13 protein-coding genes are annotated in these 14,638 nt (G+C 54.4%); 11 read left to right on the forward strand and 2 right to left on the reverse strand.

Features of this window, described 5'->3' with window-relative positions; genetic code table 11:
* The first annotated feature begins 32 nt into the window (after nt 1–32).
* The gene (locus A3193_RS07365; protein WP_069014424.1) at nt 33–2,360 is read left to right on the forward strand and encodes a hypothetical protein; all 2,328 of its coding nucleotides are present in this window, start codon (nt 33–35) and stop codon (nt 2,358–2,360) included.
* A gap of 454 nt (nt 2,361–2,814) precedes the next feature.
* Here the strand turns inward: A3193_RS07365 and A3193_RS20960 are convergent, their stop codons facing one another.
* Nucleotides 2,815–2,940, reverse strand: coding sequence for a tyrosine-type recombinase/integrase (locus A3193_RS20960; RefSeq protein ID WP_275531603.1), 126 nt, complete (start codon nt 2,938–2,940; stop codon nt 2,815–2,817).
* A 333-nt stretch (nt 2,941–3,273) separates the two neighbouring features.
* On the opposite strand from A3193_RS20960, the gene A3193_RS07370 reads away from it, so the two are divergent.
* The 4 genes from A3193_RS07370 to A3193_RS07385 all read left to right on the forward strand — a co-directional run bounded on the left by A3193_RS07370 (nt 3,274) and on the right by A3193_RS07385 (nt 8,800).
* Entirely contained in the window at nt 3,274–3,702 is a 429-nt protein-coding gene (locus A3193_RS07370) for a hypothetical protein (RefSeq protein WP_069005521.1), read from the forward strand.
* 72 nt (nt 3,703–3,774) lie between these two features.
* Complete coding sequence (locus tag A3193_RS07375) at nt 3,775–5,133, forward strand: efflux RND transporter periplasmic adaptor subunit (RefSeq protein ID WP_162273735.1); 1,359 nt, start codon at nt 3,775–3,777, stop codon at nt 5,131–5,133.
* Nucleotides 5,133–8,318: an efflux RND transporter permease subunit gene (locus tag A3193_RS07380; RefSeq protein ID WP_069014425.1), complete on the forward strand. Its 3,186-nt coding sequence runs from the start codon at nt 5,133–5,135 to the stop codon at nt 8,316–8,318. The genes A3193_RS07375 and A3193_RS07380 overlap by 1 nt, the downstream gene beginning before the upstream one ends.
* Nucleotides 8,319–8,359: 41 nt before the next feature.
* Nucleotides 8,360–8,800 carry a hypothetical protein gene (locus tag A3193_RS07385; protein ID WP_069014426.1) on the forward strand — a complete coding sequence of 147 codons (441 nt, stop codon included), beginning with the start codon at nt 8,360–8,362 and terminating at the stop codon, nt 8,798–8,800.
* Between the two features lie 688 nt (nt 8,801–9,488).
* Here A3193_RS07385 and A3193_RS20540 read toward each other — a convergent pair.
* Nucleotides 9,489–9,644 carry a hypothetical protein gene (locus A3193_RS20540; protein WP_155523030.1) on the reverse strand — a complete coding sequence of 52 codons (156 nt, stop codon included), beginning with the start codon at nt 9,642–9,644 and terminating at the stop codon, nt 9,489–9,491.
* Between the two features lie 359 nt (nt 9,645–10,003).
* Between A3193_RS20540 and A3193_RS07395 the strand changes: the two genes are divergently transcribed.
* From A3193_RS07395 to A3193_RS07415, 6 genes are all read left to right on the forward strand, one after another.
* A complete protein-coding gene (locus A3193_RS07395) occupies nt 10,004–11,899 on the forward strand; it encodes a copper resistance system multicopper oxidase (protein WP_069014428.1) in 1,896 nt (631 codons plus the stop codon).
* 13 nt (nt 11,900–11,912) lie between these two features.
* Entirely contained in the window at nt 11,913–12,611 is a 699-nt protein-coding gene (locus tag A3193_RS07400; RefSeq protein WP_069005516.1) for a copper resistance protein B, read from the forward strand.
* Between the two features lie 71 nt (nt 12,612–12,682).
* Nucleotides 12,683–13,186, forward strand: a complete 504-nt coding sequence (locus tag A3193_RS20890; protein WP_071934349.1) for a c-type cytochrome — start codon at nt 12,683–12,685, stop codon at nt 13,184–13,186.
* A 24-nt stretch (nt 13,187–13,210) separates the two neighbouring features.
* Complete coding sequence (locus A3193_RS07405) at nt 13,211–13,708, forward strand: DUF411 domain-containing protein (RefSeq protein WP_069005515.1); 498 nt, start codon at nt 13,211–13,213, stop codon at nt 13,706–13,708.
* A gap of 8 nt (nt 13,709–13,716) precedes the next feature.
* A complete protein-coding gene (locus tag A3193_RS07410) occupies nt 13,717–14,145 on the forward strand; it encodes a DUF4399 domain-containing protein (protein ID WP_069005514.1) in 429 nt (142 codons plus the stop codon).
* A 41-nt stretch (nt 14,146–14,186) separates the two neighbouring features.
* Nucleotides 14,187–14,408 (forward strand): SHOCT domain-containing protein, encoded by a 222-nt coding sequence (locus A3193_RS07415; protein ID WP_069005513.1) that lies wholly within the window; start codon nt 14,187–14,189, stop codon nt 14,406–14,408.
* The last annotated feature ends 230 nt before the right edge of the window (nt 14,409–14,638 follow it).

The following is a 14,638-nucleotide window of genomic DNA, read 5'->3' on the forward strand; positions in this document are numbered from 1 at the left end:
GGATTCCTACCAATCATCAAGGAGTGACGGATATGGCAAGTGAGCAGAAAGGTTCAGGTAGTGGCAAGGGCATCAATTCAAAACTCGTTCTTCGAGGACTCAACAAAGAAGATGAAAAACCTCAGGTCGAGATCACACTGATCGACCGGCAAGGTAAGGTATTTGAGACAGTACAGATCGCTGAAGATGGCGCCTTTGGCTTGCCGCTAGGTGTCATTGAAAAAGCCCATCGTATACGGGTTGGTCCCACAGAAACCGAGAGTGGCGAGGCGCCAAGCTCCCTGTTTCTCAACTACCGGGTTGCTGATTTTGTAGCACGCTTGGAGCAGGGCGTGTTGGACATTGGACGCAGTGTGTGGCGGGAGTGGCTGTTTCGCTACCGCTGTGTATCGGGAAGTGTCCGTCGTTGTCGACCCTCTCCCTGGTGGTATACACAGCTGGCGGAGGCCATCAGATACCCTCTGAGTCAATCGGCCAGAGGATTCAAGTTAAATCGCCTTGCCAGGGCATCCATACAACCCACAGCGGTAGCAAGACTGCCTGGAACCTTGGAATTGGGTGAACTTATCGCCTGGCCGATCAGGTGCACCCCCATCTGTCTGGGCACGATAGAGGTCTATCGGCGAATCTGCTGCTGTGAACCCTGGGTATTCACCGATCATCGACTGGAGCGCTTGATCAGAGAGCTTGAAAGGCTACTCGAAAGGATTCCAGAAGTGCCCGACTTTCCCGATCCCCCAGGGCCCGGTCCCGATCCGGCACCTTTCCAGCGGGCTATTTTGCATGAGGGTGCTCTGGACGAACGTGCCTTGCATGTTGGAGAGGATCTGCACGCCTTACGTACCCTTCCGGTGGAGCGGATTGCCGAGTATGTCAACGCCAGACCGTATCTGCTGTGTCGACGCTATGAGTGCAGCGAACCGGTAAAAGTGGCTGAAGGTACGATTGGTGCCGATGGCCGCTTCAATATCTGTTGGCGCGAGTTTCCTGTATTGCTGCGCAGAGGATGCCATGAAGAGTTTGCCTACAAAGTGAAGCAGCGTTTCGGTCCATTTACCATCACCATCTACAATGGTGTGAATGCCGGTCATTGGTACGATGCCGATGACAATCCAATACTTCGCTCCTACCATCCCCTGGCCGTTGCCTGCCGCGACAACGGTGGAGAAGGCGATGCCTTCGTCTATCTGGATGAAATTGGTGATACGGATTCATCACTGCTCAATACACCCGATCAGACATCGGCCACCTCGGTTGCATCACCAGGCATGAACGGTGGTGTGGCTTTTCCCAGCGGCGGCCCGGATGGTAACGGGGTTCATGACCGAAACTGGGGTGGCACCCTTAAGCTGGCCATCATGTTCTCCGAGAGCATGCGCGATACAGGCGCCAAATATTATCGGGTGAGTGTGACTGAGGCCGATAGCAATGGTAATCCGGTTGGATCGCCCGAATATGTCACCAGCGGGCTCTCTTGGAATAAAGCGGTTGCCGTGCCCGGTGGTGTGGATGTGGTGTCTGAAAGCCTGGGGCCTGTCAGCACATCGGCACCTGACGAACCTCAGGACAGCCTCTATCTGATCCCGTTTGATGGGGATCTGGGGTCCAATGCGGACTGGGAAGCGGATCAGTACCATGCCTACCTCAACACCCGGGACCTAACCAAACAGTGGAGCGATCCCGATGCGGATAACGGCCAACCTGCCAAGCGGCATCTGGTCACCATCGAGGTGTTCAACGCTGCCGGAGAACGTCTGCGACCTAACGGTACCCCGCCATCGGGTCTGCCGGGGGCAGAGGTCGAAGCAGCCTTTACCTATCGTAGAAAGATCCAGGATACAGGCCCCACCAATATGGTGCCCTATGGTACCTTGAGCCATCTGTTCTGGTGGGATAACAGAGACGTGGTCGCCAGCATCGAGGATCTGAGAATGAACGGTGTCGCCTCGGATGAGGAGTGCCAGTTCATGAATGGTACAGAGAGTTCCACATTCGGCATCGGATACCGTGCCTACCACCCCTGGGAGATGTTCCAGAAAAACCATGTGATCTCCTGGAGGAGGGGGTTGAGTGGCGGTAGCGATACGATGCACAACAGCACGAATAATGTGGGTGCCCCCCCTGGGGCAGAGGGTGCGAGCCCAACCCATACGTTCGGCCATATGTTGAACCATCCCACACCTTCAATGCCACCACGAACCAAGTGTGCCTTCACGGTGTTCCTGACAACCTACAACAAGCGCACCGATGGCGATGATCTGAGCTTCAGCTGGGATCACGACAACGCCGCATTTGCTTTGGATGTGGCACCTGTGGTTTGTGCACCTTGTAACGGTGATGATGAGGAGGATGATGATTGATCGTAGGGTGGTCTTGAAAAGTAAACAGTCATAAAACGACAAGTTGGACAACCCGGCCAACAGGCCGGGCTGTCCAGTTCCTGCCTGTACTGCTATCTACGAAGTTGCGAGCTCATCGGTTGTCTTGCCATCTATCAGGTAGGCCCATTCTTGTAAGGAACAGGTATAAATCGACCTGACTTGAACTCCACTGCAGTGCTACACCACATAAGGCTAAATGAGCGTCCTCTTTCAGGAATTATCTACTTCGGCTATCGGCCAATAGCGGAAGTTCTTTTAGGATGCAATCTGATATTGAACTCACCTGATAGCAGACATCTTGAATAGGCCTACATGAGCATCGATCTGTCCATCAAAGATGGGCCGATCGAGAGGATGACCAATTATCGAAGACCCTTTATCTGGACAAGCGGACTGCTCACATTTTTATGATCAGGCGTAACGTGTGTATAAATCATAGTGGTTTCGACGTTTTTGTGCCAAAAAGTGTCTGAATTGTTCTGATATCCGTACCAGCTGCCAACAAGTGACTGGCAAAACTGTGTCTGAGCGTACTCGGAGATGCATGCCAACGTGCCATATAACCGGTATCAAGCCAGGGGCGAACCAGTGTGGAGGGGAAGACATATTACCATTCTCATTAGATCAGGGAGTAAAGAGTATGACTCCCTCTTTGCTCAGGAATGAGGGAATCCTACCAAGGCTTTGATAATCACCGACAGAAACAGGCAGAAGACCAAAGAGCATGATTCGAAACAGCAACCAGAAGGAGTGGTACTGCCACGATGCTAGCCGAGGAAGTGGCCAGAACTGGAATCTTCCAGTATCAACTGATGCTGTGGAATGCACCACTATAAGAGCACCAACCACATGCATTTGACCGACCGACAGAGTCGGTGACAGAATAGCGGGCATGGTCCTGCTCCACAAACAAGTCAGTGTCACGTTAGCCTTGGTGATGTTTTTCACCTCGGTCATCAATACTCTGCTTGTCTCCTGCACCTCGGGCAGTGACCACCATGCCATTGAGCTGATCGGACACCAGGCAGGGTTGACTGATCATTCTGCCATCACGCTAGCTGCTGCGATACACACGCCCGAACACGAGGTGCATCCAAAGACTTGTGCAGATACCGCACTGTTGGCCGATATGCTGATTCTGCGGGACAACCTGTCCGCCCAGTGGGAAGCCGATACACCGCCGGTATACCTTGCATACCCTCTCGATGACCCCACCGCACCCAGCGTGGCGCTCAATTCTCACCACTGGCCCGCCTATCTCGACACACCGCCAACATGGTCGTCAATCGATGACCTTTCCACAATTCGCCTCCTGATCTAAGCACTCCCTTCGAGCAACGGCCGGCTGCACCGGTTGCAGCCGAATCGATCTCTTTGGCCTGGGAGCGTTTCCGTGACTATAACCAAGCGAAGTCATGCGCACACTTGTAATAATCTTGCTGGACGCCATATAAACCCGTTATCCGCGTTGTTGGTGGCTGCACTCGTGGTGCTTCTGCTCGCCGGATGTAGCGCACCCACCGATCCGGCAGCCACGGACAAAGCCGCTGATCCTGAGCGGGAAACTGTAGAGCCGCCTCCATCCAATCGCACCCCGCTAACGCCGGTGGTAAGGCGCAATTTGGGCATCACCTTCGCCAAGGCGACCTACCGCCCGGTTCAATCGACCATCGCCATTCCCGGCCATTTCGAATTACTTACTTCCGCACAGCACCATTATCCCGTGCCGGCCTCTGGCCGGGTCAAGGTACATGTTGCTGCCCTTGATCAGGTCACACGCGGACAGATGCTGCTTGAACTCGACGCCCCCGCCTGGCGCGAGCTGCAGCGCGAGTTGGCCGAGACCCAGGCCAGTCGTGAACAGGCACGAGCCAAATTCTCTCGGGCAAGCGCAACCCGCAAGATCGCCGACAACCTCGCGGGCACTGAAAAACCTAAAGGGGGCGTATTCGCTGCCGATGAAAAAGCAGCCCAGGCTGCAGTTAATGCCGCTTCAGAACGCTTGAACCGACTACTGGCTGAGGCCGCCACCTTGACGGGTGTTGCCGAGAACAGGTTGCGAAAAGTCACGGACGGGCAACCCTACTGGAGCGAACTCAACCATATTCCCATTCGGGCTGTTGAGGATGGCGTGGTACGCGAGGTGGACGCAGCCAGCGGCACCTGGGTTGTCGAAGGCACGGAGGTGGTCCATGTCGTTTATCCCACCGAGCTTCGGTTCCGGGGCAAAGCGCTTCAGGCAGACCTCGTTGACCACCTGCGTGACGGGCAGTCTGCATACATCCACCCGCCCGAAGGGCGCGGCACTACGCGTCGCAGCGACCCCATACCCGGCCGCCTTCGCATCGGTGTTACTGGTGATCCGGACACCCGCACTGTTGACGTATTCATAGATCTTGATGAGGCGCCACAACAGCCTTGGATACGTCCCCAGGTGGGTGCGATGGCCGAAATCGTTGTCGCCGGTGACCCAGACATGGAAGAACTGGCCATCCCCTTGCGGGCGGTGATACGTGACGGACTCGAGACTGTGTTCTTTCGTCGTGCCCCCGACGACCCGGATACTGTGATCCGCACGGTGGCCGATCTGGGCTCGGATGACGGGCGCTGGGTCACTGTGTACTCGGGCCTTGGCGAGAATGACGAAGTGGTCGTCGATGGCGCCTATCAACTCAAGCTGGCGACCACGGGGCAGAAAGTAAAAACCGGGCACTTTCACACCGACGGCACCTTCCATGAGGGAGAAGACTGATGTTCGCGCGGTTGATCGCCTTCTCACTACGCAATGCTGCCCTGGTCACTCTGGCCTCCGCCCTGCTGGTGGGCCTGACCTGGTATGCGCTGCAACACCTGCCAGTGGATGTTTTCCCGGAACTGAACGCGCCCACTGTTACCGTGATCACGGAGTCTGGTGGGCTGACTGCGGAAGAGGTCGAGCAATACATCTCGTTTCCGGTGGAAAGCGCCATCAACGGCCTACCTGATCTGCGCCGAGTACGTTCGGCCAGTTCACTCGGCCTCTCCATCGTCTGGGCCGAATTCGACTGGGGAGTGGACATCTACCGCGCACGCCAGATGGTGTCCGAACGTTTGGACACGGTGAAAGCCGACCTGCCGCCTGATGCACATATGCAGATGACCCCGGTCTCCTCGATCACCGGTGAGATCATGCTGATTGCGTTGCACAGCGAGGACTCGCGCGTCACCCCGATGGATCTGCGTTCCTATGCGGAATTCGACCTGCGTAACCGTTTGCTCACGATCTCGGGCGTGTCGCAAGTCGTTGCCATCGGTGGTTACCTGCCGGAGTACCAGGTTCAGATACGCCAGGAGGCACTGCAAATCTACGGCCTGACCACCGCTGAAATAGCCGAAGCCGTCAGCAGGGCGCACAACCTCAACACAGCCGGCTTTCTGGTCAACGTTGAGGGCTTGGAACTGCCGATGCGCCAGAGCGGAAGGGTGCGCGGTATTGCCGATATTGAACAGACCGTTGTGGCGTACCGCTTCGGGGCCCCGGTTACTGTGGCTGAGGTTGCGGATGTCCGTCTCGGTGGAGCCTTCCGACGTGGCGCCGCCTCCGACAACGGTGAGCCTGCAGTGGTCTTGTCGATCCAGAAAGCACCTGGCACCAACACGTTGGAACTGACTCACCGCGTGGACGCTTTACTCGATCAGATTGAGTCAGGCCTTCCCAAGGGCATGAAGCTGAACCGCGACGTCTTCCGCCAGGCGGGCTTCATTGGGCGCTCGGTTGACAACGTGACCCGGGTGCTCTACGAGGCGACGATAATCGTTACTGTGATCCTCATCCTGTTCCTGATGAACCTGCGAACCACTTTGATCACCTTGGCAGCCCTGCCTATTTCTTTGGGCACGGCACTGCTGGTGATGTGGGCGGCAGAGATGAGTATCAACGTGATGACCCTGGGAGGGCTGGCTGTAGCCATCGGTATCCTGGTGGACGATGCCATCATCTACGTGGAGAACGTTTATCGGCGCCTGGGCGAAAATGCCGGGCTGCCGGAGCAGGAACGCAGGCACCGAATGCGGGTAATTTTCGATGCTTGCAAGGAGATCACCCAATCAGTGGTCTTCGCCACCCTTATCATCTGTATCGTTTTTGTACCGCTGCTGTTTCTGCAAGGGCTGGAAGGACGCTTCTTTCAGCCCCTTGGCGTCACTTACATCATCTCCGTGATGGCATCACTGGTGGTTGCCATGACCCTGACGCCGGCCATGTGCTGGTACCTGTTACGCGGTCGCCTGGCCGAAGTACATGGCGACACCCTGCTGGTTCGCGGCCTAAAACATACCTATCGGCCACTGCTGAACCTGTGCCTGCGTTTTCGACGTACCACGCTGGTCCTGGCTCTGATGCTGACGGCATTGACGCTTTTATTTGCCAGCACATTCGGCTCCAGTTTCCTGCCCAAATTCAACGAGGGAACCTATACCGTGTTTCTGATGATGCCACCGGGTACCTCGCTGGAGGAATCCGAACGGGTTGCCTTGGGCGTGGAACAGCGCCTTTTGGAGATAGAGGGCATCGAGCATGTGGTGGCACGCAGCGGACGGGCCGAACGCGACGAACACGCGGAGCCCCCTTCGAGTTCAGAGGTTGAGGTACGCATCGCCGACGATGCCGATCCAGGCGAAATATTGGCTCAGATAGACCGGGTGCTTTCCGGCCTGCCCGGGGTGACTATCAACATTGGACAACCGATCTCTCACCGTCTTTCGCACGTGCTCTCCGGCACCAAGGCGCAGATCGCCATCAACGTGTACGGTCATGACCTGCCAGTGTTGCGCAAACTGGCCAAAGACATTGAGATAGCCCTTGTCACGGTTCCAGGCACACGTGACGTAAGCGCAAACCGCGAGGTATTGGTGCAGACCCTGGGGATCAATTTCCGTCTGCGTGACCTGGCCCGTTACGGACTCAGTGCAGAAGACGCCGGGGCACAGGTCAAACGGGCCCTTTTTGGCGATACTGTCGCCATAGTCAACCAGGGTGTGCGACGTTATGACCTGGTATTGCGCCTGGTCGAGGAACAGCGTGAATCAGTCAAGGATGTTCGAAACGTGATCCTGACTGGCAGGGCCGGCGCCCTGGTGCGCCTGCACGAAGTCGCCGACATTGGCCCAGAGCAGACATCCAACCTGATCTCACGCCAGAACGCACAACGCAAGACGGTGATCGCCACCAATATCTCCGCTGGCTACAACCTGGGTGACACCGTGCAGGCGATACGCGCAGTAGTCGATCCCATCGTTCACGCGGCCGGTTACACAGTCGAGTACGGTGGACAGTTTCAGGCCCAGCAATCGGCCAGTCGGACTATCCTTGGCATGGGAGCTCTGGTGCTCTTAATCATGCTCATGTTGCTGCAAATGGCCATGGGCAGCCTGCGTCCCGCATTGCTGGTCTTGATCAACCTCCCCCTGGCCATGATTGGAGGGGTAGTCGCCATGTTCCTTGCCGAGTCAGCCAACCCGGTCGCCAATCTGACGGCGCTGTTGGGACAAGGAGGGCGATACATCCCCCCGGTAATTTCCATTGCCAGCATGGTGGGTTTCATCACCCTGTTTGGCATAGCGGTGCGCAACGGCATCCTGCTTGTCAATCATTTCCGCTGGTTGATAGAGAGTGAGTCGCTTGAGTTGGTGCAGGCGATCAAGCGTGGCAGCGAAGAACGCCTTGTTCCGGTACTTATGACGGCACTGTGTGCTGCTTTGGGCCTCATCCCGCTGGCAATGAAGATGGGCGAACCAGGTTCCGAACTGCTGGCACCACTGGCCGTGGTGGTGCTCGGCGGCCTGATGACATCAACCTTGCTCAACATGCTCGTCGTCCCTGTCGGCTATCTGATGTTCTACTCCAAATCGACAGCGAGTACCGAGCGAACAGACCCATTGGCAGAGGCCGGTGTATGAGCGTCGGTACCTTGTTTTAAATTGACAGATAGGAATCGAAGATGAAAAAACTACTACTTACTATCGCAGTTGCCTTGATGGCGGCCACCAGTCTGGCGGCGCAGGATGACCACGCTGACCACGACCACACATCCGGTCACGCCAGCGAAGGCGAAGAGTACCACTTGGGCCAGACTTCGCTAGCCGGTACACACTACCAAGTGACCTTGTATGATGAGATTAACCCGGGCACAGAGGCTGTGATCAGTATCGAAGTGGAACAAGGCAAGGCACCAAGCGAGTTGCGCACCTGGGTGGGTGTGAAGAATGGCCGTGGAAGTGTGAAAACCCTGCTGCAAGCCGATTCATACGGACATTACCACGGTCACCTGGAAGTGCCGGCGAAACTACCGGAAGGGAGCGCCATCTGGATCGATGTGCGAACTGAATCTGGGCGCAAGCGCGGCGCCGTGCGTATTCTCGAGACGGATCATACACATTAAAATCACACAGTGTGATTTGTCTGCGGATAAACAATGCATTACAAGAATAACGTCTGCTTCCGCCGGGGACAGTAGCAGATGTTGCCCATCTTGAACTTCGGCCTTGGTCGTTTAGCAGGCGTCTAAGCTGAAACCTCGCAATGTCCGCTTTTACCCGGACGGAAGCTATGACTGCCAAATGACATCAACATTAGACCTTCAATCTATCAGATCAAGTTCAGACTTCTACACCTGGGATGTGTTACAAATAAAGGGCTATGGTTGGATTTTTCTATTACGTTGGCGCCATTCCTGTTTGGATTATCACCGTTGGTCGACTACCGTGGTGAAATTGGACGAAATAGAGTTCAGTCTATCTGGAATAAGTGCATAGAGCTGGCTCACCTTAAAGCTTGGGTTGCTAACTAATTGGAATAGAGGGGCATGTAGTAGAAGCCTTGCTCCATCGTGTCTATGTTCTTTTCGCCAGATCGATTCAACTAGTGCAACAATCGCCTGGTTCACTTAACTCATAGAAGACCTTAGGTTGACTAATTTGGGATGCTTGCTCCTATACCCCTACCTTAGGGGTATATAACACATTGTATTTTGGGGAATGTTCTATTGTCGGAGTCATAGTTACCTGAAAACAAGGAACTTTTTATGGTAATGAGGTGCCTATAGCAACATATTGAATTAAGAATTGATCTCAGCAATATTTCTGACTATGTATCGACTTCCTGAAAAACTGCTCGCGGTTCTGCTCTCTGTACTGTTGGGATTGATCCCAATGCAGGGTGCTGTGGCCGGTGTCGACTTTCAGCAGGATGGCGATGTGCATCAGCATCTGATGGATTCTAACCATTCTAATATCATGGTATTGATGGAAGATCATGCAGCAATGATGGATTGTGACGAATGCAATACCACTATTATTTGTGGTAACAGCTGTTCTTCAGGTCATTGCATCTCCTGCATTCTGGCATTATTGCCTGAAATTTTAATTCCTACACTCCAAATTTCCGTCTCTATAGTTACACAGTTAAACACCGGCTTCATACACCAACCGCCCTCATCACACTTTCGTCCGCCCAGAGCTTGATCTCTTCTGTCTGTGATCACTGAGTCCAGTGATCGCACCTCAATATTTTTCAACAGGTAAGTCTGTTGATTATTACCAGCGACGTTTGTCGGTGGTCTGATGTGCAGAGGAAGAAAAATACGATGAGTGAGAATCATAATTCCATACATAACGGTGGTGGTTTTAATTTGTCACGCCGCCGCTTTGTCAAAGGTCTGGCCTTGGGCGGCGCCTTCACTGGGCTTGGCTTCGGTGGATCTGTGTTCGCTGCCACCATGAAACAAGCGAGACCACTAGCGCTACGGGGTACCGAATTCGACTTAACCCTGGCAGAACAGGCAGTCAACTTCACCGGGGCTCCCCGTGTTGCCACCACAGTGAACGGCTCCCTGCCAGCGCCGCTCCTACGCTGGCGCGTCGGTGATACGGTCACCCTTCGGGTGACCAATCTGCTGCCGGAAACCAGCTCCATCCACTGGCACGGTATCATCCTACCGAGCGCCATGGATGGCGTACCGGGTATCGCCGATGACTTTCAGGGTATCCGCTCCGGAGAGACTTTCATCTACCGTTTCCCAGTGACTCAGAGCGGTACCTACTGGTATCACAGCCACTCCGGTTTCCAGGAACAGACTGGTCTTTACGGTCCCATCATTATCGATCCCCGTGAATCGGATCCTGTCGAATACGACCGGGATTATGTGGTGATGTTATCCGACTGGACGGACGAAGACCCCAACGATGTCTACCGCAAGCTGAAGAAACTCAGCCACTACTACAACTTCAATGAGCGCACCCATGCCGATCTGGTGAGGGATTTAAAGGCAAAGGGACTGAAAGCCACCTGGAACGACCGCAAGATGTGGAATCGGATGCGTATGAGCCAGCGCGATCTCTCCGATGTCACCGGATATACATATACCTTCCTTACCAACGGCTTCACACCAGCTGAAGGCTGGAGCGGCCTGTTCAGAAAGGGCGAAAAAGTGCGTCTGCGCTTCATCAACGGATCTGCCATGACCTTTTTCGATGTTCGGATACCCGGCCTGAAAATGACGGTGGTGGCTGCTGACGGACAGAACCTCGAGCCGGTTACGGTAGATGAGTTCCGTCTCGGCGTAGCGGAGACCTACGATGTCATCGTTGAACCCAAACACGACATGGCCTACACGATTTTCGCCCAGGACATTGCACGCACCGGCTTCGCTCGGGCTACGCTGACACCGGACCCATCGATGGCCGCTGAGATTCCCGAAATGGATCCGGTGCCCGATCTCGGTCACAACGACATGGGCATGGGTGTGCACGGCATGGAACACGCGGGGCATGACATGAGCGCGATGAATCACGCCCAGCATCAGATGCCCGATGGGCAGATGATGTCGGGTATGGACCACAGTAAGCATCAGATGCCCAATGCACAGATGATGCCCGGCATGGATCACAGCCAGCATCAGAGGACGATGAGTGGTGGAGTGGATAAAGCAACGCTTAAGCCCAATCCCTCCGATTTCACAGCAGGTCCTGTCACCCATGCGATGACCGAATATGGTCCCCACGTCGATATGCGCGCCGACGCACCCCAATACCGGCTGGATGATCCCGGCGTCGGTCTGCGCAATAATAGTCGTCGTGTATTGACCTATGCTGATTTGCGCAACCTGCGGGTCTCAGCCGATCTGCGCGAGCCAGACCGGGAGATCGAACTTCACCTCACCGGCAACATGGGACGCTACATGTGGTCGATCAACGGGGTCAAGCATGCCGACGCCGAGCCCTTGCGCTGGAAGCTAGGCGAGCGCCTGCGTATCACTTTCATCAACGACTCCATGATGAACCATCCGATGCATTTACACGGCATGTGGAGCGACCTGGAGACGGGCGACAACAACTTCCTTCCGCGTAAACACACGGTGGTTGTGCAGCCAGGATCGCGTATCAGTTACCGGGTAACCGTGGACGCTGAAGGGGGATGGGCCTACCACTGCCATCTTCTCTACCACATGCTCGGTATGTTCCGCACCGTGATCGTCAGTTGAGGAGGTAGAGATAATGAAAAGAACAACACTATTCCTTTTGGCGATGGCTCTGTCGCTACCGCTGTTTGCCGGTGGTAAGGACGATCCGCTGGTCTACAAAGTGATGATCGATCAGTTGGAGACCCGCATTACCGACGGCTCCAATCCTTTGGTGCTTGAGGCGGACGCGTGGGTTGGTTACGACCTGCATAAATTCTGGTTCAAAACCGATGTGGAGCGAGTAGACGGCGAAACCGAGGAGGCGGAAATACAACTCCTATACAGTCGTGCGATCTCACCATTCTGGGATATCCAGGCCGGCTGGCGCCGCGATATCAAACCGAAGCCGGATCGGGACTATCTGACTCTCGCCTTCAAAGGATTGGCACCCTATCTTTTTGAGGTAGATGCCGGCCTCTTTATTGGTGAATCGGGACGAATCAATGCACGTCTGGATGCGGAGTACGAGTACATGCTTACCCAGAAGTGGGTGTTGTCACCTGAGCTTTCGATGAACCTCTACAGTAAAGATGACGAAGAGCGTGGCATCGGTTCCGGACTCTCCGATATGTCGCTGGGACTGAGGTTACGGTACGAAATCCGGCGAGAGTTCGCACCCTACATCGGCGTCAACTGGCGCAAACAGTTTGGCGATACCGCCGACTTCACCGAAGCCGAGGACGAAGATACCAGCGATACTCAATTTGTGGTCGGAATTCGTGCCTGGTTCTGACCATATCAACCATGTCCATCTCATGAATCCAGGGAAGGAGTCGAGTGGTGGTAAAAAAGAGCATCAACACAATGAAGAGAAGACAATTATTTGTAATTACACTGCTGACGATCGGGTTGGTGAGTTGTAGTGACCAGAAGAACGCAAACACAATAAGTAGCAGTGATCCAGAGCCAAGATTACTAACTATTCAGTCAGCACGTTGGTATACACAAACGCAAGTCACACGGGGGCAGGGTTTATACCAAATGCACTGTGCCGAATGCCATAAACCGGACGCTTCAGGTACGACTGAGTGGCGCACCTTGGACGCCAATGGAAAACTGCCCCCACCACCACTCAATGGCACGGCTCACACCTGGCATCACCCCCTGTCCGTTCTGCGCCGTACTGTCAGACACGGCGGTGTGCCATTAGGAGGAAGCATGCCGGGTTTTTCCGACAAGCTTTCAGCTGAACAGATCGATGCCATTCTGGCATGGATACAAACTCATTGGTCGGATGAGATCTACCGCATCTGGCATGAACGCGATAATCAAGCCAACACAAGATTACAGTCCATAAAAAAGGGCTAAAACTTTATTTATAGGGAGTACCCAATGGCAAAGAAACAAGCAGAGAGATTAAAGCAAACCGTTACCCGCACAACACTGGCAGGTTCACTCCTTGTGGGAGTGATGCTGCTTATCGGGGGACTGTTACTCGATCAGCGACCTGCAAAGGCTGACGATGTGGTTGTCTACAAAAGCCCGACCTGCGGATGCTGTAAAGCGTGGGTCAGCCACCTGCGGGAGAATGGATTTAAGGTCACCGTCCACGACAGGCGCAATATGGACCCCATCAAGCGCAAAATGGGTGTTCCCCGGCGGCTACAGTCCTGTCACACCGCACAAGTGGGTGAGTACGTGATAGAAGGTCACGTGCCCGCCGCCGATATCGTCCGTTTGTTACGGGAGAAACCACTGGTTAAGGGACTGACTGCACCCGGCATGCCCATGGGTTCTCCGGGAATGGAAGGGCCGAGAAAAGATCCCTATGAGGTACTGACGTTTCAGCCGGATGGAAAGACAAGTGTTTATGCCCGTCACAATCAGTAGGAAATGTTATGAACAATAAATTACATCCCTTCATCAGCCTGATACTGCTGATGGTGCCACTCACGATCACAGCCCACACGCCACCGCCTGGTGCCCAGGTCTTTTTCATCGGCATCAAGGACGGTGCGGTGGTCGACAGCCCCTTCAAGGTCAGGTTCGGTATCAAGGGCTTCGGTATCACACCGGCAGGTACGAAAGGCAAGATCCGCCACCTGGCGGGGCATCACCACCTGTTGATCAATGTGGATCAACTGCCCGATCTGGACAGTCCCATTCCCCGAGATGAGGCCCATCTGCATTTCGACAACGGTGAGACGGAAGCGGTACTGGACCTGCCACCCGGCACCCACACCCTGCAACTGCTGTTAGGAGACGAAGACCACGAACCGCAAGATCCGGCGCTGATGTCAGAGAAGATCACTGTGAGAGTTAAGTAAACAAACAGACTAAACGCAAAAACCACAGGAGGACTTTACAAATGCATGACGGATTTGGATTCGGAGTTAGCGGAGGCTTCATGTGGCTGTTCTGGATTGGATTGATTATTCTCATAATCTGGGCTGTGAAAGCGACAGCTAGCGGCAAGAGTACACCTTCAGAACGGCATAAGTCAGCGATAGAAATACTCAAGGAGCGTTATGCCAATGGCGAGATTGATCGAGAGGAATTCGAACAGAAGCGTAAAGACTTAACCAGTTGATTCGTGACTGAAGCTACTGATAACTAGGCTAACTTCATTGAAGTTATCAGAGTACTGGGAAGTCAGGTGTCAGATCTGATCGTGACTAATCCAACCCATGCCATACTGGGCTGCTCTGATCTTGCTCGTAGCATTTGGGCTGCTCGTGTATTTTGAGTATGGTCCACAAAGTCTTCCTTTTGGAGTATTCATTGGTGGGTTTGCATCAACTCTGGGCTACATCATGCGAA

Origin of the sequence: Candidatus Thiodiazotropha endoloripes (genome assembly GCF_001708965.1) — a bacterium.
GTDB lineage: Bacteria > Pseudomonadota > Gammaproteobacteria > Chromatiales > Chromatiaceae > Thiodiazotropha > Thiodiazotropha endoloripes.

What these genes read in the sequence shown, in the direction of transcription:
- A3193_RS20890 (WP_071934349.1), top strand. Translation starts at nt 12,683, where the DNA reads ATGAAGAGAAGACAATTATTTGTAATTACACTGCTGACGATCGGGTTG.
- A3193_RS07365 (WP_069014424.1), top strand. Translation starts at nt 33, where the DNA reads ATGGCAAGTGAGCAGAAAGGTTCAGGTAGTGGCAAGGGCATCAATTCA.
- A3193_RS07415 (WP_069005513.1), top strand. Translation starts at nt 14,187, where the DNA reads ATGCATGACGGATTTGGATTCGGAGTTAGCGGAGGCTTCATGTGGCTG.
- A3193_RS07410 (WP_069005514.1), top strand. Translation starts at nt 13,717, where the DNA reads ATGAACAATAAATTACATCCCTTCATCAGCCTGATACTGCTGATGGTG.
- A3193_RS07380 (WP_069014425.1), top strand. Translation starts at nt 5,133, where the DNA reads ATGTTCGCGCGGTTGATCGCCTTCTCACTACGCAATGCTGCCCTGGTC.
- A3193_RS07405 (WP_069005515.1), top strand. Translation starts at nt 13,211, where the DNA reads ATGGCAAAGAAACAAGCAGAGAGATTAAAGCAAACCGTTACCCGCACA.
- A3193_RS20540 (WP_155523030.1), bottom strand. Translation starts at nt 9,644, where the DNA reads ATGGTTAGAATCCATCAGATGCTGATGCACATCGCCATCCTGCTGAAA.
- A3193_RS07395 (WP_069014428.1), top strand. Translation starts at nt 10,004, where the DNA reads ATGAGTGAGAATCATAATTCCATACATAACGGTGGTGGTTTTAATTTG.
- A3193_RS20960 (WP_275531603.1), bottom strand. Translation starts at nt 2,940, where the DNA reads ATGGCACGTTGGCATGCATCTCCGAGTACGCTCAGACACAGTTTTGCC.
- A3193_RS07400 (WP_069005516.1), top strand. Translation starts at nt 11,913, where the DNA reads ATGAAAAGAACAACACTATTCCTTTTGGCGATGGCTCTGTCGCTACCG.
- A3193_RS07370 (WP_069005521.1), top strand. Translation starts at nt 3,274, where the DNA reads ATGGTCCTGCTCCACAAACAAGTCAGTGTCACGTTAGCCTTGGTGATG.
- A3193_RS07385 (WP_069014426.1), top strand. Translation starts at nt 8,360, where the DNA reads ATGAAAAAACTACTACTTACTATCGCAGTTGCCTTGATGGCGGCCACC.